The organism is Bariatricus sp. SGI.161 (assembly GCF_050313695.1).
In the GTDB taxonomy this organism is placed as follows: domain Bacteria; phylum Bacillota; class Clostridia; order Lachnospirales; family Lachnospiraceae; genus JAFBIX01.
Genome location: NZ_JBNPLX010000010.1, coordinates 59341 through 84100 on the forward strand (window position 1 = coordinate 59341; position 24760 = coordinate 84100).

The 24760-nt window shown below is 40.8% G+C and carries 22 protein-coding genes; 20 read left to right on the plus strand and 2 right to left on the minus strand.

Features of this window, described 5'->3' with window-relative positions; all coding sequences use genetic code 11:
• Positions 1-17 precede the first annotated feature (17 nt).
• The 9 genes from prfA (at position 18) to ACQRBH_RS07820 (ending at position 10191) form a co-directional block, all read left to right on the plus strand.
• A complete protein-coding gene (gene prfA, locus ACQRBH_RS07780; protein WP_235233277.1) occupies positions 18-1094 on the plus strand; it encodes a peptide chain release factor 1 in 1077 nt (358 codons plus the stop codon).
• A 117-nt stretch (positions 1095-1211) separates the two neighbouring features.
• Positions 1212-3185, plus strand: coding sequence for a bifunctional metallophosphatase/5'-nucleotidase (locus tag ACQRBH_RS07785; RefSeq protein ID WP_427761299.1), 1974 nt, complete (start codon positions 1212-1214; stop codon positions 3183-3185).
• 35 nt (positions 3186-3220) lie between these two features.
• The gene (locus ACQRBH_RS07790; RefSeq protein WP_235233279.1) at positions 3221-4138 is read left to right on the plus strand and encodes a DUF2156 domain-containing protein; all 918 of its coding nucleotides are present in this window, start codon (positions 3221-3223) and stop codon (positions 4136-4138) included.
• A gap of 18 nt (positions 4139-4156) precedes the next feature.
• Complete coding sequence (locus ACQRBH_RS07795) at positions 4157-5344, plus strand: pyridoxal phosphate-dependent aminotransferase (RefSeq protein WP_427741910.1); 1188 nt, start codon at positions 4157-4159, stop codon at positions 5342-5344.
• A 22-nt stretch (positions 5345-5366) separates the two neighbouring features.
• Positions 5367-6425, plus strand: coding sequence for a histidinol-phosphate transaminase (gene hisC / locus ACQRBH_RS07800; protein ID WP_235233281.1), 1059 nt, complete (start codon positions 5367-5369; stop codon positions 6423-6425).
• A 13-nt stretch (positions 6426-6438) separates the two neighbouring features.
• The gene (locus ACQRBH_RS07805) at positions 6439-6951 is read left to right on the plus strand and encodes a COG2426 family protein (protein WP_427741908.1); all 513 of its coding nucleotides are present in this window, start codon (positions 6439-6441) and stop codon (positions 6949-6951) included.
• Positions 6952-7149: 198 nt separating this feature from the next.
• Complete coding sequence (locus tag ACQRBH_RS07810) at positions 7150-8109, plus strand: carbohydrate kinase family protein (RefSeq protein WP_427741907.1); 960 nt, start codon at positions 7150-7152, stop codon at positions 8107-8109.
• A gap of 7 nt (positions 8110-8116) precedes the next feature.
• Entirely contained in the window at positions 8117-9457 is a 1341-nt protein-coding gene (locus ACQRBH_RS07815; protein ID WP_427741906.1) for a MurT ligase domain-containing protein, read from the plus strand.
• 14 nt (positions 9458-9471) lie between these two features.
• The gene (locus ACQRBH_RS07820) at positions 9472-10191 is read left to right on the plus strand and encodes a glutamine amidotransferase (RefSeq protein WP_347376265.1); all 720 of its coding nucleotides are present in this window, start codon (positions 9472-9474) and stop codon (positions 10189-10191) included.
• A 20-nt stretch (positions 10192-10211) separates the two neighbouring features.
• On the opposite strand, the gene ACQRBH_RS07825 is transcribed toward ACQRBH_RS07820, so the two are convergent.
• Positions 10212-10565, minus strand: coding sequence for a helix-turn-helix transcriptional regulator (locus tag ACQRBH_RS07825; RefSeq protein ID WP_347376228.1), 354 nt, complete (start codon positions 10563-10565; stop codon positions 10212-10214).
• Positions 10566-10710: 145 nt separating this feature from the next.
• On the opposite strand from ACQRBH_RS07825, the gene ACQRBH_RS07830 reads away from it, so the two are divergent.
• From ACQRBH_RS07830 to ACQRBH_RS07855, 6 genes are all read left to right on the plus strand, one after another.
• On the plus strand, positions 10711-10944 hold the full coding sequence (locus ACQRBH_RS07830; RefSeq protein WP_347376227.1) for a hypothetical protein: 234 nt from the start codon (positions 10711-10713) through the stop codon (positions 10942-10944).
• Positions 10945-11028: 84 nt separating this feature from the next.
• Positions 11029-11490, plus strand: coding sequence for a hypothetical protein (locus ACQRBH_RS07835; protein ID WP_347376226.1), 462 nt, complete (start codon positions 11029-11031; stop codon positions 11488-11490).
• Positions 11491-11582: 92 nt separating this feature from the next.
• Positions 11583-12638 (plus strand): flavodoxin-dependent (E)-4-hydroxy-3-methylbut-2-enyl-diphosphate synthase, encoded by a 1056-nt coding sequence (gene ispG, locus ACQRBH_RS07840; RefSeq protein WP_427741905.1) that lies wholly within the window; start codon positions 11583-11585, stop codon positions 12636-12638.
• Positions 12631-17148 (plus strand): PolC-type DNA polymerase III, encoded by a 4518-nt coding sequence (locus ACQRBH_RS07845; protein ID WP_427741904.1) that lies wholly within the window; start codon positions 12631-12633, stop codon positions 17146-17148. Before ispG ends, ACQRBH_RS07845 begins: the two co-directional genes overlap by 8 nt.
• Positions 17149-17167: 19 nt before the next feature.
• Positions 17168-18037, plus strand: a complete 870-nt coding sequence (locus ACQRBH_RS07850; protein ID WP_235233291.1) for a DMT family transporter — start codon at positions 17168-17170, stop codon at positions 18035-18037.
• A gap of 67 nt (positions 18038-18104) precedes the next feature.
• Entirely contained in the window at positions 18105-18674 is a 570-nt protein-coding gene (locus ACQRBH_RS07855; protein ID WP_427741902.1) for a tRNA (mnm(5)s(2)U34)-methyltransferase, read from the plus strand.
• Here the strand turns inward: ACQRBH_RS07855 and ACQRBH_RS07860 are convergent.
• Positions 18656-19834, minus strand: coding sequence for an iron-containing alcohol dehydrogenase (locus ACQRBH_RS07860; RefSeq protein ID WP_427761300.1), 1179 nt, complete (start codon positions 19832-19834; stop codon positions 18656-18658). The two genes, ACQRBH_RS07855 and ACQRBH_RS07860, sit on opposite strands and share 19 nt — an antisense overlap.
• 133 nt (positions 19835-19967) lie before the next feature.
• Here ACQRBH_RS07860 and ACQRBH_RS07865 point away from each other — a divergent pair, with 133 nt between their 5' ends.
• The 5 genes from ACQRBH_RS07865 (at position 19968) to ACQRBH_RS07885 (ending at position 24752) form a co-directional block, all read left to right on the plus strand.
• Positions 19968-20450, plus strand: a complete 483-nt coding sequence (locus ACQRBH_RS07865; RefSeq protein ID WP_427761301.1) for a pyridoxamine 5'-phosphate oxidase family protein — start codon at positions 19968-19970, stop codon at positions 20448-20450.
• A gap of 163 nt (positions 20451-20613) precedes the next feature.
• Positions 20614-22368: an indolepyruvate ferredoxin oxidoreductase subunit alpha gene (gene iorA / locus ACQRBH_RS07870; protein WP_427741899.1), complete on the plus strand. Its 1755-nt coding sequence runs from the start codon at positions 20614-20616 to the stop codon at positions 22366-22368.
• Positions 22368-22937, plus strand: a complete 570-nt coding sequence (locus ACQRBH_RS07875; protein WP_427741898.1) for an indolepyruvate oxidoreductase subunit beta — start codon at positions 22368-22370, stop codon at positions 22935-22937. The genes iorA and ACQRBH_RS07875 overlap by 1 nt, the downstream gene beginning before the upstream one ends.
• Before the next feature lie 24 nt (positions 22938-22961).
• A complete protein-coding gene (locus tag ACQRBH_RS07880; RefSeq protein ID WP_427741896.1) occupies positions 22962-24293 on the plus strand; it encodes a phenylacetate--CoA ligase family protein in 1332 nt (443 codons plus the stop codon).
• Positions 24294-24314: 21 nt separating this feature from the next.
• A complete protein-coding gene (locus ACQRBH_RS07885) occupies positions 24315-24752 on the plus strand; it encodes an ACT domain-containing protein (RefSeq protein WP_427741973.1) in 438 nt (145 codons plus the stop codon).
• The last annotated feature ends 8 nt before the right edge of the window (positions 24753-24760 follow it).

A 24760-nucleotide genomic window follows, 5' to 3' on the forward strand; every position in this document is an offset into this window, starting at 1 on the left:
ATTGAGGAGGAAGAGTTATGTTTGACAAATTAGAGGATTTGCTCATTCGTCTGGAAGAAATATTGAGTGAGTTGCAGGAGCCGGATGTGGCCAATGACCAGGCCAGATTCCGTAAGCTCATGAAAGAACAGAATGAACTGACCCCCATTGTTGAGGCATATAAGGAATATAAAGCATGCAAGCAGACAATCGCAGACAGTCTTGAGATGTTAGAAGAGGAATCTGATGAAGAGATGCGTGAGCTTGCCAAAGAAGAATTAAATGAAGCGAAGGCAAGAGTAGAAGAACTGGAGAAAGAACTTAAGATTCTTCTGTTGCCAAAAGACCCGAATGATGATAAAAACGTTGTGGTAGAGATCCGTGCAGGTGCCGGCGGAGATGAAGCTGCACTTTTTGCAGCAGAGATTTATCGTATGTATCTTCATTACGCAGAGAGCAAACGTTGGAAAGTAGAATTAGTAGAGTGTGAAGAAATCGGTATTGGTGGTATGAAGAATGTTACCTTTATGATTAATGGGCAAGGTGCTTATTCGGTAATGAAGTATGAGTCTGGTGTTCATCGTGTACAACGTGTTCCAGAGACAGAATCAGGCGGACGAATTCATACATCTACGATTACGGTCGCTGTGATGCCAGAGGCAGAAGACGTAGACATTCAGATCGATGAAAAGGATATCCGTATCGATGTTATGCGTGCATCTGGTAATGGTGGACAATGCGTCAATACCACTGACTCAGCGGTGCGTCTGACCCATTACCCGACAGGAATTGTAATCTACAGTCAGACGGAGAAGTCTCAGCTTCAGAATAAGGAAAAGGCATTCGCGTTATTACGTGCAAAGCTGTATGATATCGAATGTCAGAAGCAGCATGATGCAGAAGCAGAAGCAAGAAAGAGCCAGATCGGTACCGGAGACCGTTCCGAGAAGATCCGTACTTATAACTTCCCACAGGGACGTGTGACAGATCACCGAATCGGATTGACACTGTATAAGCTTGATAAGATTATGAACGGAGATATCCAGGAGATCATTGATGCGTGTATCGCAGCTGATCAGGCAGCGAAGCTTGCAAATATGAATGAAAATGAATAGGATGAAATAGCAATACAAGATAAACCTTCCGAAAAATGCAGCAGAGGAAGGTTTTATTGTATTCAAAAGGGGAAAGATAATTTTTAACAATATTGTTGATAAAAAGGGGAATAAGATATGAACTTTAGAAAAAGAATGATGGCATCTATGCTGTTGGTTATCATGCTTTGTCTGATGTGTGTGACATCCGTGGTGGCTGAAGAGACGACATCTGTTGATTCGGATGGAGAGCAGAAAGTAAAAATATTATTTACTCACGACATGCATTCCCATCTGGATGCATATAAATCAGAGGAATCCGTCATGATTGGCGGGCTTGCTAAGATGAAGACGTTGATTGATGAAAAGAAAGCTGAAAATCCGGCGACGTTTCTGGTGGATGGCGGAGATTTTTCCATGGGAACGCTTTATCAGACCATTTATGAGACAGATGCAACAGAGCTTACGATGCTGGGACGCCTGGGGTACGATGTTACTACCTTTGGCAATCATGAGTTTGATTATCGAAGTGAAGGTGTCAGCAATATGTTTCATGCAGCTTTGAAAAATGCAGAGGAAGACTCATCGCTTCAACTGCCAGCTTTTGTATGTGCGAATATTGACTGGGCGAAGAATACATCTGAAGATAATGAACGGATTCACCAGGTGCTTGAGGATTACGGAAGTACACCGTACGTGATTGTCGAGCATGGAGGAGTAAGAATCGGTGTCTATGGTGTCCTGGGAGAAGATGCAGAGGACTGTGCGCCGGAGAGTGGGCTTACTTTTGAAAGTATAGTGGATACTTCAAAAGAATTGGTCGATCAATTGGAAAAAGAAGATGTAGATATGATCGTATGTCTTTCTCATAGTGGGACCAGTGAAGATGAAGGCAAATCGGAAGACGAACTTCTGGCAAAAGAAGTGCCGGAGATTGATGTGATCATCAGCGGTCATACTCATACGAAGTTAGAGGAACCGATTCAGAAGGGGGATACTTACATTGTGTCTGCCGGCTGTTATGGGGAGAATCTGGGAGAACTGGATCTGATTCAAAAGGAAGATGGACGATGGGAACTGGATGAATATCAATTGAATCATCTGGATGATTCGGTGAAAGAAGATGAAGCGATAACGACGGAACTTAAAAAATATAAAGAAAAGGTAGACGAAGAGTATCTGAAGCAGTTTGGCTATACATTTGATCAGGTGTTGGCAGAAAATAATGTAGAATTTACACAAAGAGATGATTTCGCGGAAGAATTAGAAGAAGATCCACTGGGAAGTATTATTGCAGATTCGTATATCTATGCGGTAGAAAAGGCGGAAGGAGCGGAATATAAGCCGGTGGATGTTGCAATTGCTCCTTCAGGAGTGATTCGTGACACTTTGCAAAAAGGAAAAGTAACAGTGTCAGATGTGTTTAATATCAGTTCATTAGGAATCGGTGCGGATCGTATTCCAGGTTATCCGTTGGTGAGTGTATATCTGACAGGAAAGGAATTGAAGACAGTCGCAGAGATTGATGTATCTGTGTCGCCAATCATGACGGCGGCCCAGTTATATCCAAGTGGAATGCGCTGGACTTATAATCCGAGCCGTATGATTCTGAATCGTGTCATAGAAGTTGAACTGTCACAGAATGTTCCATATACAGAAGAAAAACAGACGGAGGAGATTCAGGATGACAAGCTCTATCGTGTAGTAGCAGGTTTATATTCTGCGCAGATGCTTGGAACAGTAGAAGATACATCAAAGGGACTTCTGAAAATTACACCGAAAGATGAGAATGGAAATAAGATTGAGGATTTTGAAGATTATATTGTGCACGACCAGAGTGGAAATGAAGTGAAAGAATGGTATGCACTTGCATCTTATCTGGAATCATTTGAGCAAAATGAGAAGGGTATATCACAGATTCCTTCTTATTACGGGGAAAAGGAAGGAAGAAAACTGGAAGATGACAGTAAGAATATTATTGAATTGGTAAAACAACCGAACAAATTTGCATTTATGTTATATGCCTTGATTCTTATTATTGTGCTTATTATCGTGTTTGTTATAAGATTTATAATAAAAAGAAGAAAAAAGAAAAAAAATATGCTATACTAAAAAACGTTCAATGAAAAGAGAAAAGAAGGTAAAGTATGTTAGAGATACAATTTAAGAGAGCTGAACTGGAAGATAAAGAAATTATATCACATTATTTTAATCATCATACCAGCAGAAGCTGTGAAAGAACATTTGCAAATGTTTTTTTGTGGTCCAGGCAGTATCCGGTGAAGTGGGCAATCGTAGAAGATGCACTGGTGTTCAAGAGTGAAGATGAGACACATCTGGCATTCGCATATCCGGCGGGTGAACCCGCAAATGTGAAAAAAGCATTGGAAGTATTGATGCAGTACAGTAAGGAACGCAATGTTCCGTTTGCGATGTATAATGTGACACCGGAGTATTTTGCACAGTTAGAAGAATGGTATCCGGGAAGATTTCAGATTGAGTATGACCGTGATAGTGCAGATTATGTGTATGAATCTGAGAAACTGGCGACCTTGTCGGGGAAGAAGTTACATGGGAAGCGGAACCATATCAATAAATTTAAAGCAATGTATGAAGACAGATGGTCTTATGAGAGTGTAACGAAAGATAATATAGAGGAATGTTTTCAGATGGCTTTGAAATGGCGTAATCAGAACGGATGTGAAGATGACCCCGAGAAAAGAGGAGAAGTCTGTGTTACTATGAATGCCCTTCGACTGTTTGAAGAACTGGAACTTAAAGGTGGAATCTTAAGAATTGATGGTGAAGTTGTTGCTTTTTCGTTGGGAGAACCAATATGTTCAGATACTTTTGTTGTTCATATTGAAAAGGCATATGCAGATGTACAGGGAGCATATCCAATGATTAATCAGCAGTTTGTAGAGCATGAGTGTCAACAGTATCTATATGTCAACCGAGAAGAGGATACTGGAGCAGAAGGCCTGAGAAAGGCAAAATTATCCTATCGTCCCGTGTTTATGGTAGAAAAGGGCGATGTAACAGAAAAAAACCAGAATAGAGAATAATACAAAGGAGAGAGAAAAATGATTGCAGAGAAAATGAAAAATATGGTAGCTAATAGTTCTGCTATTCGTGCAATGTTTGAAGAAGGAAACCGTCTTGCAAGCATCTACGGGGCAGAGAATGTGTTTGATTTTAGTCTGGGAAACCCAAATGTGCCGGCACCAGAGGCAGTAAAAAAAGCGATTATTGAATTGTTAGATGAGAATGATCCGGTTGTTCTTCATGGTTATACCAACAGTAACTCAGGATATGCAGATGTAAGAGAGACTGTTGCGAATTCTCTGAATGAGCGTTTTGGAACGAATTTTGAAGGAAAAAATATTATCATGACGGTTGGTGCTGCCGGAGGATTAAATGTAATTTTGAAAACTTTGATTAATCCAGGGGATGAAGTAATCACATTTGCGCCATATTTTGGTGAATATCGTTCTTATACCAATAACTACGATGGAGTCTTAGTGGAAATATCACCGAATACTGTAGATTTTCAGCCGAAATTAGATGAATTTGAGCAGAAGATCACACCGAAGACCAAGGCTGTTATCGTAAATACTCCGAATAATCCGACCGGTGTTGTATATTCAGAAGCAACAATCCGGAAATTGGCGGCAATCATGGAAGCAAAGCAAAAGGAATATGGTACAGATATTTATCTGATTTCAGATGAACCGTATCGTGAACTGGTGTATGATGGAGTGGAGGTTCCATATTTGACGAAGTATTATGCGAATACGATCGTAGGGTATTCATATAGTAAATCATTGTCTCTTCCTGGAGAACGTATTGGGTATCTGGTCATTCCAGATGAAGTGAAAGATAGTGAAGATGTGTGTTCTGCAGCAAATGTAGCAACGCGTATTCTGGGATTTGTCAATGCACCTACATTGCAGCAGAAACTGGTGGCAAAATGTATCAATGAGAAGACAGACATCTCTTTCTATGACAGAAATAGAGAAGCTTTATACAATGGACTGAGAGATTGTGGATTTGAATGCATTAAACCAGAAGGTGCTTTTTATCTTTTTGTAAAATCTCCAATTGCAGATGAAAAAGAATTCTGCGCGGCAGCGAAAAAATATAATTTACTTCTGGTACCTGGAAGTTCCTTTGGATGCCCGGGTTATGTAAGACTTGCTTATTGTGTAGCTTATGAGACAATTATTAATTCACTGCCAAAATTCAAAGAACTGTCAAAGGAATATTTTTAACTACATAGCAAAGGATAAGAATATGAAAGCATTTGAAAAAAACATTCGTAAGGTAGAGCCTTATGTACCAGGAGAACAGCCTCAGAATAAAGTTGTCAAGCTGAATACGAATGAGAATCCATATCCACCGGCACCGGGAGTTGAGAAAGCTCTGGGAATGATGGATATGGACAGACTTCGTTTGTATCCAGACCCGACAGCAGCACCGTTGGTAAAAGAGCTGGCAAAATTCTATGATGTGAATCCAGATCAGGTTTTTGTTGGTGTGGGATCAGATGATGTGTTATCTATGTGCTTTCTGACATTCTTTAATTCAGAAAAGCCAATATTGTTTCCGGATATCACCTATTCTTTTTACAAGGTATGGGCAGATCTCTACAGGATTCCTTATGAATGCCAGAAACTGGATGAGAACTTCCGAATCAGAAAAGAAGATTACTATAAAGAAAATGGCGGTGTAATCTTCCCAAATCCGAATGCTCCTACGGCAATTTATGAAGAGTTGGATATGATTGAGGATATCATTACAAAGAACCAGGATGTAATTGTAATTATTGATGAGGCATATATTGATTTCGCGGAAGGGCATTCAGCAGTAGAATTAATTGACAAGTATGATAATCTGATCGTAGTTCAGACATTCTCAAAGTCTCGCTCTATGGCAGGAATGAGAATTGGATATGCAATCAGTAATCCGACATTGATACGTTATCTGAACGATGCCAAATATTCTTTTAATTCTTATACCATGAATCAGACTTCGCTGATCTGTGGTGCAGAGGCAGTGAAGGATAAGGAATATTTTGAAACAACAGTCCATAAGATTATTGAGACCAGAGAATGGGCCAAAGAAGAATTGAAAAAAATGGGATTCCAATTTGGAGATTCCAGGGCGAATTTCGTATTTGTTACGCATCCAGAGTATGATGCGAAAGAATTGTTTGAAGCATTGAGGGCAAATGGAATCTATGTTCGTTTCTGGGGAAGTGAAAGAATTGAACAATATCTTCGGATTACGATTGGAACCAGAGAAGAGATGGAGATTCTATTTTCATTTTTAAAGAAATACATGAACAAGTAAAAAGGAGAATTCTATGACAGAAACTTTAGTACAGGGAATTATTGATGCCCTTGGCGGAACTGTAGGAAAAGAAGCCATTGTATTTATCATATCAATGATACCGATTCTGGAACTTCGTGGAGCACTTCTGGTCGCAGGACCATTACTGGGAGTTCCGGTGGCAAAAGCCATTCCAATATGTATCATCGGGAATATTATTCCGGTACCATTTATCCTGCTTTTGATTACGCCAATCTTTAACTGGATGAAGGGAACAAAAAAATTAAAACCGATGGTAGACAGATTAGAAGCCAAGGCTATGAGTAAAAGTGATAAGATTGAGAAATATGAATTCTGGGGTCTGGTACTCTTTGTGGGAATTCCGCTTCCGGGAACAGGTGCATGGACTGGATCATTGATTGCTGCATTACTTGGTGTAAAGTTTAAAAAAGCATTTCCAGCAGTTATCCTGGGAATCTGTATGGCTACGGTTATTATGTGGTTTATTTCTTATGTACTGTTAGGTGGAGTACATCTGCTGGGGTAGTATGAAAGAGAGTAAAGTCAAAACCCCCTTTGTTGTGATTGAGTCATAACAAAGGGGATTTTCTTGTTGAGATTTGTTCATCATACATGCTTGCCGGAAAAAAGTAAAATTGTTCTTGCCACAGCAGGCTTGTCCTCTTTTAAAATTGATTATTGTATGGTAAAATATTTAGAAATATCAGAATAAGGAGTTATGTTTATGGAAAAATTATATGATGTAACAGCATTGGGTGAGATGTTAATAGATTTTACATTGAACGGACAGAGTGATCAAGGAAATAATCTTTTTGAGGCTTGTCCGGGAGGAGCTCCATGTAATGTACTGGCAATGTTAAATAAATTGGGAAGAAAGACAGCATTTATCGGAAAAGTAGGCGAAGATCAGTTCGGACGTCTGTTAAAGGGAACGATTGATGAACTGGGAATCGAGACGAAAGGACTGGTCCTGGATCAGGAGATTCATACAACACTTGCGTTTGTACATACATTTCCAGATGGAGACAGAGAATTCTCTTTTTATCGTAAACCGGGAGCAGATATGATGTTGACAGAAGATGAGGTGGATTATGATTTGATTCGTCAGTCAAAGGTATTCCATTTTGGAACCTTATCTATGACGGGCGAACCAGTTAGAACTGCAACAAAGAAAGCGTTAGAAGTGGCAAAGGAAGCGGGATGTATGATTACATTTGATCCAAACTTACGGCCACCTCTTTGGGAGTCTCTGGAGGAAGCAAAAAAGCAGATGGAATATGGCTTCCAGTATTGTGATGTTTTGAAGATTTCAGATAATGAGATTCAGTTTATATCCGGCATGGAAGATTATGATGACGGTATTCGTTATTTGCAGGAAAAATACAATATCCCTTTGATATTCCTGACTATGGGCAAGGAAGGAAGCCGTGCATATTACAAGGATATGAGAGTCGAGCGTAAAGGTTTCCAGGTAAAGGCAATTGAAACGACAGGTGCTGGAGATACTTTCTGTGGATGTTCCATTCATGGTGTGTTGGCACATGGATTGGAGAATTTAGATGAAGAGAAACTTGGTGATATTCTGACATATGCCAATGCGGGCGCAGCTTTGATTACAATGAAGAAAGGCGCTATTCGTTCTATGCCAGAACCAGAGAATATTTCAAAATTATTAGAGGAATAATCAGACCATGAGATTACGCAGAATGCTGGCTATATGGGCAGCGAAGATAACGGAGAAGATAAGTGTTCATGTGTTTCACCGTCAGGGAGTGACATGGGCCGGAAAAATTGCATTAAAGATATGTCCTACTATATTAAAGGAATTGGCAGGACAGGTAAAAAACGATATCTTTATCGTATGCGGAACGAATGGTAAAACGACAACGAATAATATGCTCTGTGCGGCGATTGAGGCAGAAGGATATAAAGTGATCTGTAATCATACCGGCTCTAATATGCTGAATGGAGTCGTGGCGGCATTTGCTCTGGGTGCTGGGATTGGAGGAAGCCTAAAAGCAGATTATGCGTGTATAGAGGTAGATGAAGCCTCTACCAGAAGGGTGTTTCCGCATTTTAAACCAGATTATATGGTGTTGACCAATCTGTTCCGAGATCAATTAGATCGATATGGTGAGATTGACATAACCATGAATATTTTAAAAGAGGTCATGCAGCAGGCTCCAGATATGAAAGTTATTGTAAATGGAGATGATGCGTTATCCGCATATCTTGCAATGGACAGTGGAAATCCATTCGTTACTTATGGAATCAGTGAAAAGGTTATGGATGACAAGGATTCTCATGAAATCAGAGAGGGGCGTTTCTGTAAGCGATGCGGAGCGCAACTCCATTACAATTTCTATCATTACAGTCAGTTGGGAGATTATTCTTGTACAGGCTGTGATTTTAAGCGACCGGAGATTCAGTTCAATGGTTCGGAGATTGAAGTTGGGGATCATTTGGCATTTACAGTTGAAGGAAGAAGACTTCGGGCGAATTATAAGGGCTTTTATAATGTTTATAATATACTGGCTGCATATTCTGCAGCCAGAACGGCTGGCCTTAAGGTAGAGCATTTTAATGATATGCTGGCCAGATTTAACCCGGAAAACGGACGTATGGAACCGTTCATGATCAAAGATACCCGGATTGTACTGAATCTTGCCAAAAATCCGGCAGGTTTTAACCAGAATATATCTGCCGTTATGCAGGATGAGACCTTGAAGGATATTATCATTGTTATTAATGATAACGCACAGGATGGGACGGATGTATCCTGGCTGTGGGATGTAGATTTTGATCGTTTCAAAGAGGCGAACATTAATTCTATTACAGTCAGTGGGATTCGGTGCCATGACATGGGATTGCGGATGAAATATGTGGATATTTCTTCTATGTTGGAACCAGATGTTGAAAAGGCGATCTGCGAACGTGTAGAGAATGGCTGTGGCAATCTCTATGTGTTGGTGAACTATACAGCGTTGTTCAGCACCAGAAATGTGTTAAAGAAACTGGAAGGAGATAGATAATGGATACGAAGGACATGAAGATTACCATAGGACATCTCTATCCGGATCTTTTGAATCTGTATGGAGATCGCGGGAACATTGCCTGTATGATGCAGCGATGTATATGGCGAGGGATTGAAGCAGAGACTATTGAATTCAACACTGGGGATGTGATTGATTTTTCTAAGCTGGATATTGTACTTCTTGGAGGTGGCTCTGACCGGGAACAGGCAATTGTGTGTCACAATCTGTTGGAGATTCAGAGCCAGTTCAAAGAATATGTTGAGGATAATGGCGTTGTGATAGCTGTTTGTGGGGGATATCAGCTTCTGGGCAAATACTATAAAACAGATGCTGGAATGATAGAAGGTCTGAATCTTGTCGATATCTATACAGAACAGGAAGAAGGACGTCTGATCGATAATATTGTTTTGCAAAGTGATTTGGTCAAGATGCCGGTAGTAGGTTTTGAAAATCATGGAGGAAGAACGTATATTAATGATAATCAACCATTTGGTAAAGTGCTTTATGGAGCAGGAAATGATGGGAAGAGCGGATATGAAGGGGTTGTGTATAAGAATGTAATCGGAACATACCTACATGGTCCTCTTCTTCCAAAAAACCCGCAGATATGTGATTACCTGATTCAGAAGGCATTGGAAAGAAAATATGGAACAGTGGAATTAAGTCCGCTGGATGATAGTCAGGAAAATATGGCTAACGAATATATTTATCATAGATTTGTAAAAGAATAGAAACAAGAAACCAGCGGATATTATAGCTGGTTTTGTTTTTCATCACGCAATTCTAAAAGCTGAATGTAGGTAAAAAGATCCTCTTTTGAGCGTGAAGAAAGATTGTGATATTTTGATAAAAGTTCCTGGTCGTCAATCGAAGATGTGCCTGATTGAGACAAAGAGAGAACGATAGTTTCATCATCATCAAGGAGATAATCAACAGACACATGAAAAAGATTAGCGAATGCGGTCAGCTTTTCATGAGAGGGCTGACGATTTTTGGTTTCATAACCGGCAATTGTTGATCGTGCAACATTTATGCGCTTTGCAACATAATCTTGCGTCATATGATTTTCAAGGCGTAATGTTTTCAACTTTTCGGAAAATGACATGGCTGCAACCTCCTTAATATATTTGGTATATTTTACCAATTGTTGCGAAAAAGAACATAAAAAGTGCCGAATATCAACAAATAGTTGCACAATGGAACATATGTGCCAGATATGGATCGCAAGACCGGAAGAAAGGAGAAACACGATGAGACAGGAAAGATTTAAAATGGAAAGAGAAGGACTGGTGGAGGAAGGGCAGGAAGTTGAGATCAGTGAGAGAAGTGCTGTGACAGGACAATATACTTATCTGGTTGAGCCTTCCATTGCAATGTCAGGCATCTATCGTACAGGCCAGAGAATAAAGGCGCGCAAGGGAATCATTAAAAAAATAGAAAAGACAGAGAAAGGGTTTTATCTGTTGGTAGAGGTGGAGGAATAAAGAAAACTCCCCCGTTGACACCAGAGAAAAAAGCACCTATAATTTAAGACGAACACAATAATAAAGACGAGAGGAACTGGATAGATGATAATAGCAAAAAATGACGAAGCAAAAAGAAGTAAGATCTGGAGGATTGTTACGAGTGTTTCATCTGTCCTGATTATAATAATAGCTATTTTTCTTCTGACGAAATTATTTACAACGAATCCATTGGAAGGTGATTGGGCAAGTGATGATGGCAATCTGAATATGTCTATCAAGAGTAATGGTAAGATGTCGGTTACGATTTCGGAAGTTGCAGATGTCAGTGATGTGACAGTCAATATGAATTATACAATGGACAAAGAGGAAAAGACGATTATAATTACGGCGGATGAGTCAGAACTGAAAGATATGGCAGAAAAGTCAGATGGTCAGTATACAGAAGATGCGTTGGAAAATGCGCTGGATTCTATAGTAGATACTTTTGATTACAGTGTAGATCAGGGTCAGTTGACACTGACAGAACGCGAATATGGTGATCAGTTGATATTTATACAAGAGTAATACAGACACACACCCCTCTATCGAAGCAAGGTGATTGATAGAGGGGTTTTTATCATTAAGTGGCAAGATTTATAAGGAGAGGTGAAAAGTATATGTGGAGAGATCAGACAAAAAAGATACAGATTGGGAATGTATGTATTGGAGGCGGCTGTCCAGTCGCTATTCAGTCGATGACGAATACGAAGACGGAAGATGTAGAGTCAACAGTAAAGCAGATTCAAGCGCTTGAGAAAGCTGGATGTGAGATTATCCGATGTGCTGTTCCGACGATGGAAGCAGCTGAGGCACTTGCCAAGATAAAAGAACAGATTCAGATTCCGTTGGTGGCGGATATTCATTTTGATTACCGACTTGCCATTGCAGCAATTGAAAATGGTGCAGACAAGATTCGTATCAACCCGGGGAATATCGGTGATGAAAGCCGTGTAAAGGCAGTTGTAGATAAGGCAAAGGAATATGGTATACCTATCAGGGTTGGCGTAAACAGTGGTTCGCTGGAAAAAAACCTGGTGGAGAAATATGGGGGTGTTACTGCCCAGGGACTGGTGGAAAGTGCCATGGATAAAGTGCACCTGATTGAAAAAATGGGATATGATAACCTGGTAGTAAGTATCAAATCATCGGATGTCATGATGTGTGTCAAAGCGCATGAATTGATTGTAAACGAATGCCCATATCCATTACATGTAGGAATTACAGAGTCAGGAACGCTGCTTGCCGGTAATATCAAATCATCGATCGGTTTGGGACTTATCCTGAATCAAGGAATCGGGGATACTATCCGTGTATCTTTGACAGGGGATCCAGTAGAGGAAATCAAGTCAGCAAAATTAATTCTTAAGACACTCGGTCTTCGAAAAGGTGGGATTGAAGTAGTTTCCTGTCCGACTTGCGGAAGAACGAAGATTGATTTGATTGGACTGGCTAACCAGGTTGAACAGATGGTAGCAGATATTCCTCTTGATATTAAAGTGGCAGTTATGGGTTGTGTTGTGAATGGCCCTGGAGAAGCGAAAGAAGCAGATATAGGTATTGCCGGCGGTATAGGGGAAGGATTGTTGATCAAAAAAGGGGAAGTTGTCAAGAAAGTAAAAGAAGATCAATTATTAGAGACATTAAGACAGGAGTTGTTACACTGGAATGAATAAACCGTTCTTTGAAGTATTTCCAACCTTAAAAGTGAATCAGGAAATCCAGATGTTGTTTGAAGGCGTGGAAGTCAGTAAAGTGTCTACGAATACAAGCCGAGACTTCATTAAAATATATCTGTACAGCCAGCATCTGATTCAGAAAAAATGCATTTATGAAGTGGAAAAAAGAATAAAAGAGCAGTTATTTGGACGCAGTCATATTCAGGTGGAGGTCAAAGAGCAGTACGAACTTTCGGAACAGTATACCCCGGAGAATCTGATGAATGAGTATTTTGACAGTTTTCTGTTGGAATTGAATGAGAGAAGTGTGGTTGAGCGAAGCATGCTCCAGGGAGCTGAGTATGAATTTGAGGAAGGAAATATTCTTTGCCTGAAGTTAAAAGATACGATTGTGGCAAAAGGAAAGAAAGAATCTCTTTCAAATTATCTGATAGATGTGTTCCGGGAACGGTTTCAACGTCCGATTGAAGTGAGAGTTCTGTATAAAAAACCGAAGGAGAGCCAGTTAAAATACAACAATGCCAAGATTCAGCAGGAAATTGAAGCAATCATGGAGCAGGCAGAGGCGGCTCGCGAAGAAAAAGAACTGAAGAAAAAGGAGAAAGAGTCTTCTGATAAAAATCAGGCAGAGGTGGTGTCAAAAGCTTCTGGAAATGAGAAGAATCTGAAGAAAAAATCAAATTTTGATAATGGGAAAAGAGACAGATTCTCTTATAATAAGCGCAATTCAGATGATCCGAATCTGATATACGGAAGGGACTTTGATGATGAGACAATCGAGCTTAAGCAGGTAGTTTCAGAGATGGGAGAGATTACGATTCGAGGAAAGGTTATTAGTTTCGATACACGTGAACTTCGAAATGAAAAGACCATTATCATGTTCGCCATTACTGATTTTACAGACACAATCATGGTAAAGATGTTCGTAAGAAATGAACAGCTTCCTGATGTGCTGGCAGAGGTAAAGTCAGGAGCTTTTTTGAAAGTAAAAGGAATTACCAATATCGATAAGTTTGATGGAGAGCTGACGATTGCGTCTATCGTTGGAATCCGTAAGATCAGTGATTTCACAGAATCCAGAAAAGACACAGCGCCGGAGAAAAGAGTAGAATTGCACTGTCATACGAAGATGAGCGATATGGATGGTGTAACTGAAGTTAAGAATCTTCTGAAGCGTGCCCACGACTGGGGGCACAAAGCTCTTGCAATTACAGATCATGGAGTGGTGCAGGCATTCCCGGATGCCAATCATTATATAGAATCATTAGATAAAGATGATCCATTTAAAGTCATCTATGGAGTAGAAGGATATCTGGTAGATGATCTGACCGATGTGGCGGTGAATGAAAAAGGGCAGTCTCTGGATGATACTTATGTAGTATTTGACCTGGAGACTACTGGATTTAGCCCAATCAAAGATAAGATCATTGAAATTGGTGCGGTGAAAGTTGAACAGGGAAAGATTACAGACAGATTCAGTGCATTTGTGAATCCGAAGATTCCCATTCCTTATCAGATTACACAGCTGACCAGTATTACAGACCAGATGGTTATCGATGCGCCGGACATTGAGACCGTTCTCCCGCAGTTCCTTGAGTTTATCGGGGATGCTGCTCTGGTTGCTCATAATGCATCTTTTGATGTTAGTTTTATTGAACAGAATTGTCGATATCAGGATATGATACCGGACTTTACTTCCGTAGATACAGTAGCGATGGCAAGAATCTTGTTGCCGACTTTGTCAAAATACAAATTAAATGTGGTGGCAAATGCGCTTCATATTTCTTTGGAAAATCATCATCGTGCAGTGGATGATGCACAAGCGACAGCAGAGATATTCGTGAAATTTGTAGAGATGTTGAAAGAGCGAGGGATATATAACCTTACAAAACTCAATCAATTTGGCTCGCATAATGCAGATGCCGTGCGAAAATTGCCGTCATATCATGTGATTATCCTTGTGCGTAATGAAGTGGGAAGAGTGAATCTATACCAGTTAATTTCTAAGTCTCATCTGGAATATTTTGGGCGGCAGCCAAGAATACCGAAAAGTGAACTTTCAAAATATCGAGAAGGCTTAATCGTTGGAAGTGCCTGTGAAGCAGGAGAGTTGTATCAGGCGATTTTAAATGATAAGTCCGAAGAGAAAATTGCCAGAATCGTGAATTTTTATGATTATCTGGAGATACAGCCTCTTGGCAATAATCACTTTATGATTGCCAGTGACAGAATAACAACAGTACAGAATGAAGAGGATTTAAAGGAAATAAACAGGAAGATCATACAGTTGGGCGAACGGTTTAATAAGCCGGTGGTCGGGACTTGTGATGTGCATTTTATGGACCCGGAGGATGAGGTGTACCGGCGGATCATTATGGCCGGAAAAGGATTTACGGACGCGGATGAACAGGCACCGCTTTATCTTCGTACGACAGAGGAGATGCTAGAGGAATTCGAATATCTGGGTTCGGCCAAAGCAAAAGAGATTGTAATCGATAATCCGAATAAGATTGCAGATATGATTGAGAGGATTACACCTGTACGCCCGGATAAATGTCCTCCAGTCATCCCGGATTCTGATAAGATGTTAAGAGAAATCTGTTATAATAAGGCGCATTCCATGTACGGAGAAGAACTGCCTCCAGTTGTAACGGAGCGGTTGGAAAGAGAGTTAAATTCCATTATATCTAATGGATTTGCCGTTATGTATATTATTGCACAGAAACTGGTATGGAAGTCGAACGAAGATGGATATCTGGTGGGTTCACGTGGATCGGTAGGTTCATCGTTTGTAGCTACAATGGCAGGTATTACGGAAGTAAACCCATTGAGTCCACATTATTATTGTCCAAAATGCCATTACAGTGATTTTGATTCTGAAGAGGTGAGAGCATTTGCAGGAGGCTGCGGATGGGATATGCCGGATAAGAACTGTCCGGTTTGTGGAGAGAAACTGGTAAAAGATGGATTCGATATTCCGTTTGAGACATTCCTTGGATTTAAGGGGAACAAGGAACCGGATATCGACTTGAACTTTTCTGGTGACTATCAGAGTAATGCCCACAAATATACAGAGGTCATCTTTGGTGCGGGACAGACGTTTCGAGCCGGGACCGTTGGAACGTTGGCAGATAAGACGGCATTTGGATATGTAAAGAATTATTTTGAAGAACGTGGACAGGGAAAACGAAAATGTGAGATTGACCGTATTGTGCAGGGATGTACCGGAATACGAAGAAGTACCGGGCAGCATCCAGGCGGTATCATAGTTCTTCCGTTGGGGGAAGAGATCAATTCATTCACGCCAGTACAGCATCCGGCCAATGATATGACGACAGACATTATTACTACACATTTTGATTACCATTCCATTGACCACAACCTGCTGAAGCTGGATATTCTCGGTCATGATGATCCTACGATGATTAAGACGCTGGAAGAATATATTAATTCTCCGGCGATGGATAATGAATACAATGAGACGGATCATCGTTTTGTTGCCACAGAGATACCGTTGGATGATAAAGGCGTGATTTCGCTGTTTCATGATACATCGGCATTAGGAATCAAGCCGGAAGATATCGGAGGATGTCCGGTGGGATGTCTCGGAATACCGGAGTTTGGAACAGATTTTGTAATTCAGATGGTTGTTGATACAAAGCCGCAGACATTGTCAGATCTGATTCGAATATCAGGACTGTCTCATGGAACCGATGTGTGGCTGAATAACGCCCAGGAACTGATCAAAAGTGGAAAAGCAACGATTTCTACAGCTATATGTACTCGTGATGATATTATGACATATCTGATCAATAAAGGAATGGACAGTGAAGAATCGTTTACGATTATGGAACGTGTCCGTAAGGGAACAGTAGCGAAGGGAAAGTGTAAAGAATGGCCTGAATTTAAGAAGGACATGGCAGAACACAACATACCGGACTGGTATGTCTGGTCATGTGAACAGATCAAATATATGTTCCCGAAAGCACATGCAGCAGCCTATGTTATGATGGCGTATCGAATTGCATATTGCAAGATTAATTATCCACTGGCTTATTATGGAGCATATTTTGGAATTCGTGCAGATGCATTTTCTTATGAAATTATGTGTCAGGGAAAAGAAAAGCTGCAGTATTATATTGACGATTATAACCGGCGCTCCAACTCTCTAAGTAAAAAAGAGCAGGATACCATGAAAGATATGCGGATTGTTCAGGAAATGTATGCGAGAGGTTATGAATTTGAACCGATTGATATTTATAAGGCAAAAGCTACAAAATTCCTGATTATTGACGGAAAACTGATGCCCCCGTTCAGTAGTATTGATGGAATGGGAGAGAAGGCTGCGGAAGCAGTGGAAGAGGCTTCCAAAGATGGGCCATATCTGTCTAGAGATGATTTCCGACAGAGGACCAAGGCAAGTAAAACGGTGATTGATTATATGGCAGAGCTTGGAATCCTAAGTGGGTTGCCAGAGTCAAATCAGCTGTCATTGTTTGATTTATAAAAATTAGGAGGACTAGGTCATGAGCATAAAAAAGCAGTATAAAGGAATTTTGTACATCGTGTGTTCAGCGTTCTGCTTTGCGCTTATGAATATGTTTGTACATATGGCAGGTGATCTGCCATCTATACAGAAAAGCTTTTTTCGAAATTTTGTGGCGGCAATTTTTGCCGGAATTATTTTGGCAAAAGAAGGAATTCCGTTTCGGTGTAAGAAGGAGAATCTAAAATATATGTTTCTTCGATCTATTTTCGGTACATTGGGAATTCTGTGTAATTTTTATGCAGTGGATCATCTGGTATTGGCAGATGCCTCTATGTTGAATAAAATGTCGCCATTTTTTGCGGTATTATTTAGTTTCTTAATTCTAAAAGAAAAAGTAAAGGTTTTGCAGGCGTTGATAGTAGTTGGAGCATTTGTCGGCAGTCTGTTTGTTGTAAAGCCGACGGTGACGAATATGGATCTGTTTCCATCCTTAATAGGGCTTCTGGGAGGAATTGGAGCAGGAATTGCTTATACAATGGTGAGAAAACTGGGAGAGGCAGGAGAAAAGGGACCATTTATCGTGTTCTTTTTCTCGACATTTTCCTGCCTGACAACATTACCATGGCTTTTGTTCGATTACCATCCCATGACGGCAGAGCAGATCGTGATATTGCTTTTGGCAGGCCTTTCGGCAGCAGGTGGACAATTCTCTATCACAGCAGCTTATTGCTACGCCCCGGCAAAGGAAATCTCAGTATATGATTATTCACAGATTATCTTTTCCGCAGTATTGGGATTTGTTGTATTTGGACAGTTTCCGGATATGCTGAGCTGGTTGGGATATGGAATCATATGTACTATGGCGATACTTATGTTTTTGTATAATAAAAACCGTAGTAGTGATTAATCCCTTTATGATGGATTTCAAGAACCAATCAATGAAGGAAAGACGATAATAGTTCAGGAGGAATAGAATGAACCCATCTCAGATTACGGATTGGTGCCATGAGATTATTCGCTCTCAGGTGCCGGAAGAAGGTTTCTATATTGATGCGACCATGGGAAAAGGAAAGGATACCCTATTGTTATGTCAGATGGCAGGGCATAATGGGAAAGTACTCGCGTTTGATGTCCAGGGACAAGCCCTGGAACAAACGCGAAAGCTGTTGGAAGAAAACCATGTAGCGGATCGTGCCAGCCTGATCTTAAACGGACATGAACATATGGATCAATATGCTGAAGAAGAGTCTGCAGATGCGATCTGCTTTAACTTTGGTTATCTGCCTGGCGGAGATCATAATATTGCAACTTCTGCTGATACCAGTATCGAAGCGATTCAAAAAGGGCTGAAAATCCTAAAACATGGCGGTCTGATGAGTCTGTGCATCTATAGCGGTGGTGATACCGGGTTCGAAGAAAAAGAAAGGATACTGGAATTCCTGAAAAAGATTCCTGCCAGAGAATACACAGTAATCGTAAATGAATATTATAATCGCGAAAACCATCCGCCCATACCAGTATTCATCTACAGAGCCATACGGTAGATCTTGGCGATATCTTCTCGGTTCAGCACTTTCACTTTTCCGATGGTGCGTGTGTTTTGGAAGCTGCATTTGTCTGCCAGTTCCTGAATCTGTTCTTCGGTTGGTTCAATGCCAAGTTCCCGAAGGGAGGTTGGCATGTCTACACTGCGGTAGTAGTCTTCCATGGCTTCGATGCCGGCAAGAGCAGTTTTTTCCGGAGTATCATCGTGTGGAACCATCAATACATTTTCTGCCAGCTTAGCAAATCTGTCTGCCCGGTCTTTGTAGACATAGCGAGCCCAGCTTCCCCATACAGCAGCCAGTCCGGCACCGTGAGCGACATCGAACATTCCACCAAGTTCATGCTCTAACTGATGGGATGCCCAGTCTCCACCATCGGTTCCGCAGCCGGTTAATCCATTATGGGAAAGGCTTCCTGCCCACATAACTTCGGCACGGGCTTCATAATTTGTCGGATCTTGCTTTAAGATTCTAGAGCTCTTCATGACGGTACGGATCAGTGCTTCGCTGATTCCATCCGTCATTTCCATATTCGTGCTGTGATTCAGATAGCGTTCCATAGTATGCATCATAATGTCTACACATCCGCTTTGCGTCTGATAATCGGGAAGTGTATAGGTCAGTTCCGGATTCAAGATTGCAAATTTGCAGCGGCAGTAGTTACTGCTGTATCCGCGTTTGATCCATCCATCTTCGTTCGTAATAACAGAAGAATCACTCATTTCACTGCCGGCAGCAGAGATTGTAAGAATGGTGCCAATTGGAAGACAGGCAGAAGCGGTACGTTTCTTTGCGTAAAAATCCCAGACATCGCCTTCATTGGTAAGACCATATCCGATTGCTTTGGAAGAATCAATGACGCTTCCACCTCCAACGGCAAGAATAAAATCTACACCTTCTCTTTGGCATAATTCGATTCCTTCGCGTACTTTTGACAATCTTGGATTGGGAACAACTTCGCCTAATGTAGTATATGCGATACCTTCGGCTCCTAAAGAGGTATATACGCGGTCTAAAAGTCCGGAACGAATGACACTTCCGCCTCCATAATGTACCAGAACCTTTTTACAATTCTGTTCTTTGATCAGTTTTCCTACTTCGTTTTCGGTCCCTTTTCCGAAAACGACTCTGGTAGGTGCATAATAGTTAAAATTTTGCATATATATGATCCTCCTTATTTATGGCTTGATTTGCTTAAAATATTAAGGTATTTTAAATGTTTTTTCAATTCTTATTTTCAGGTCATATTGATGAATGGTATAATAAGGCAGAATAATTTGGAGGAGGAATAATATGAGAAGAAAAGATCGTGAAGTGACAAATTCCGTAGAAATACAGAAAATATTAGACACATGTAAGGTGTGCAGACTGGGATTGGCTGGAGAAGACGAGGTCTATATTGTGCCAATGAATCATGGGTATACATTTGAAAATGGTAAATTGGTTTTGTATTTTCACGGAGCAAGAGAAGGCCGGAAAATAGAGATGATACAAAAGAATCCACAAGTTGGGTTTGAAATGGATTGTAATCATGAGTTGGAAGAAGGAAAACTGGCCTGTCAGTATAGTTATATTTATGCCAGCGTGATTGGAAGTGGTAAAGCAGAAATAATTGATGATTCTGATCAAAAGCTTTGTGCACTTTCGGTTATTATGAAACATCAGACTGGAAAAGAGTTTGAAGAATTTCAGACAAATCCAAGGCTTGAGAAAGCAGTTGCAATTATACGGGTTGAAGTAAATGAATATACATGCAAAAAACATATAAGAGATTAAAGAGAGAAATCATATATATTTTGGTAAATTAATGCTTTAAACAGCAAAAGTATTATGATATACTATTAAAAGACGAGTCGAAAATTCCTCGAATTTGTGAAAAATTACCTATTATATGGAAATATAAAAGTAACAGAAAGATATGAAAGGGTGGATTTCTAGAATGTCAGAAACGAAAAAAGTAATTATGCTTGGCAATGAAGCAATTGCCAGAGGAGCGTATGAGGCGGGGGTAAAGGTCTCTGCTGCATATCCTGGCACACCAAGTACAGAGATAAGTGAATGTCTTGTTCAGTATAAGGATGAGTTGTATTGTGAATGGTCTCCGAATGAAAAGGTTGCAACAGAGGTTGCAATCGGAGCATCTGTGGCAGGAGTGCGTGCAATGTCCTGTATGAAGCATGTTGGATTTAATGTGGCAGCAGATCCAACTTACACAGTTTCCTACATGGGAGTCAACGGAGGTCTTATGATTGTAGTTGCCGATGACCCGGGATTGTACAGCTCACAGAACGAACAGGATACCAGAATGGTGGCACGTGCTGCACAGCTTCCGGTATTGGAGCCTTCTGACAGTGCAGAGGCAAAAGATTTTGTAAAGATTGCGTTTGAATTGAGTGAAAAATATGATCGTCCGTTTGTGCTTCGTACGACAACCAGACTGGCACATTCCCAGGGAATTGTAGAATTGCACGATCGTGAGGAGATTGAGGATAAGCCGTATGTAAAAGATATTAGAAAGACGGTTATGATGCCAGGCAATGCAAAATTACGTCATGTTGAGATTGAAAAACGGAATCTGGAATTAGCGGAGGCTGCTAATACACTTCCGATTAACAAGATAGAGATGAATGATACCAAGATTGGTGTGATCACCAGCGGAATCCCATATCAGTATGTTAAGGAAGCTCTTCCGAATGCATCTGTATTAAAGCTTGGGATGGTCAATCCGCTTCCTCGTAAGCTGATTGAGGAGTTTGCTTCAAAGGTTGAGAAGCTCTATATCGTTGAAGAGCTGGATCCGGTGATCGAAGAACAGGTAAAATCTTATGGAATTCAGGCAATCGGAAAAGAGATATTTACTGTACAGGGGGAATATAGTGCTAATATGATCCGTACAGCAATTTTGGGAGAAGAACTGGAGATTGCAGCACCGGCAGCAGCACCTGGAAGACCTCCGATCTTATGTCCTGGATGTCCGCACAGAAGTGTTTTCTATGTGTTAAATAAATTAAAATTACATGCTGCAGGAGATATTGGATGTTATACATTGGGAGCTGTTGCACCTCTGAGTGTTGTTGATACTACGATATGCATGGGAGCAAGTATTTCCAGTCTTCATGGTATGGAGAAGGCAAAGGGAAAAGAATATATTAAAAACTGGGTTGCTGTCATAGGAGATTCCACGTTCTTACATACAGGAGTTAACTCTCTGATGAACATGATGTATAACCATGCAACAGGAACCGTCTTGATATTGGATAACTCTACAACTGGTATGACAGGACATCAGGATCATGCGGCAACAGGAAAGACATTGCAGGGAGATCCGACTTACGCAATCAATATTCCAGAACTTTGTCGGGCTATTGGAGTAAAGAATGTTGTTGAAGTAAATGCATTTGATATTGATACACTGGAAAAAGTGGTAAAGGAAGAAGTTGCAAAAGACGAAGTATCTGTAATCATTACCAAAACTCCTTGTGTACTTCTCAGTAAAGCAAAGAAGCCATTATATATTGCACATGAAGATAAATGTAAAAAGTGTGGTATGTGTATGAGACCAGGTTGTCCGGCGATGACGAAGAACCCGGATGGAACGATACATATTGATGATACGATGTGTACAGGATGTGGACTTTGCAAGAGCCTGTGTAAGTTTGATGCAATTGAATTAGTAAAGGAAGGTGACCGGTAATGGCAACGAAGAATATTATGATCGTCGGAGTCGGCGGACAGGGAACTCTGTTGACCAGCAGAATTTTAGGAGGACTTGCCATCGAAGGTGGATATGATGTAAAACTTTCCGAAGTACATGGTATGGCTCAGAGAGGCGGAAGTGTCGTAACATTTGTCCGTTATGGTGAAAATGTAGCAGAACCCATCGTAGAAGAGGGACAGGCAGATGTCATCATAGCATTTGAACGACTGGAAGCATTGCGATATGCACATTTCCTTAAGAAAGATGGAGCTTTGATCGTGAATGACTGGAGAATTGATCCGATGCCAGTGGTAATAGGCGCGGCACAATACCCGGAAAATATTATCGAAACATTACGCAAGGATTATAAAGTTTATACTGTAAACGCAACAGAAGAATCTAAAAAACTGGGGAATCCAAGAGTATTTAACCTTATTGTACTTGGAATTGCGGCTCAGCATATGGATTTTACAAAAGAACAGTGGTATCGTGTGATTGAAAAAACAGTACCGCCGAAGACGATTGATATAAATAAACAGGCATTTGATGTAGGATATCAATTATAAAATAAGAAAGAGGAGAAAAAGAAAATGGCTAGAGTAGCATTGGAAGACTGGAAGGAGCAGATCCGTGATCCCAAAATTGAATGTATGAGCAAGGATGAGATGAAAGCCTTGCAGAGTGAACGTCTGGTAAAACAGGTAAAGAATGTATATGATAATGTAGCATTCTATCGGAAGAAAATGGATGAGATAGGAATCGAGCCTGGAGATATCAAAGGGATCGAAGATATTAACAAGCTTCCATTTACGACCAAAGAAGATTTAAGAGACAATTATCCATTTGGATTGCTTGCAGTACCGCAGGAGAAGATTGCCAGAGTGCAGGGAACATCTGGAACGACCGGAAAACTTACACTTGCATCTTACACACAGAAAGATGTAGATGTATGGGGTGAATGTATTGCAAGAGCACTTACCATGGCTGGTCTTACAGCTGCAGATCGTCTCCATATCTGCTATGGATATGGACTGTTTACCGGTGGTATGGGACTGGACCTTGGCGCACGTGCACTTGGCTGTATGGCAATTCCGATGTCATCCGGTAATACGAAACGTCAGTTAATGTGTATGGAAGACTTTGGCGCAACTGCATTCGCATGTACGCCTTCTTATGCATTATATCTGGCAGAAGCAGCTCAGGAGGCAGGAATCGTTGACCGTCTTCAGTTGAAGGCAGGTATTAATGGTGCAGAACCATGGACAGACGAGATGCGCTTGAAGATTGAAAGTGGTCTGAATGTTAATAGTTTCGATATCTATGGACTGTGTGAGATTACTGGACCAGGTGTCGCTATGGACTGTATCCATCATAAAGGACTCCATGTATACGAAGATTACTTCTATCCAGAAGTTTTGAATCCGGCAGATCAGACAGCATGTGCAGATGGAGAGACTGGAGAACTGGTATTTACGACACTTGCGAAGGAGGGTATGCCGCTTCTCAGATATAGAACCAAGGATCTGACCAGCATTGACCACAGTCCTTGTGAATGTGGAAGAACACTCCCAAGAATTCAGAAATTTACGGGACGTACCGATGATATGAAAGTTATCCGTGGTGTCAACGTATTCCCAACTCAGGTTGAGGCAGCACTTCTTTCTATCGGCGGCGGCGTAGCACCTCATTATATGATGATCGTGGATAGAGAGAATAATCTGGATGTACTTACTGTTATGGTAGAAGTGGATGAAAAATACTTCTCAGATGAGATCCGTAAACTGGATGAACTGAAGAATAAAGTGGCAGCAGTTCTGAAACAGGCACTTGGAATTGCAGTAAGAGTTAAACTTGTAGAGCCTAAGACTATCCAGAGAAGTGAAGGCAAGGCAAAACGTGTAATTGATAACAGAGAACTGTAAAAGGAGGAGTATAGAATGGGTATGAGTAATACAATTCAGCAGTTGTCAGTATTTTTGGAAAACAGAGAAGGACGTCTGGATGAAGTGTTAAAAGTCCTGGCAGATAATGATGTCAATATTGTTGCACTAAGTCTGGCTGATACATCCGATTACGGAATGCTTCGTATGATCGTGTCAGATCCGAATAAGGGACGTGCAGCTTTGAAAGAAGAAGGAATTACAGCGATGTTAACGGATGTAGTTGCTCTTCGTGTTCCACATGCAACAGGATCTCTTAGCAAAGCAATGCATCAGATCGTAGATGGAGAAGTCAATGTTGAATACATGTATGCATTTGCAAATGGAAGTGATGCTGCAGCGGTAGTAAAGAGTGATGATCCGGCAAGAGTTATTGATATTTTGAAGGGCAGTGGATTTGATGTATACGGTGCGGATGAAGCATATACTGCAAACCAATAAAAGAATCC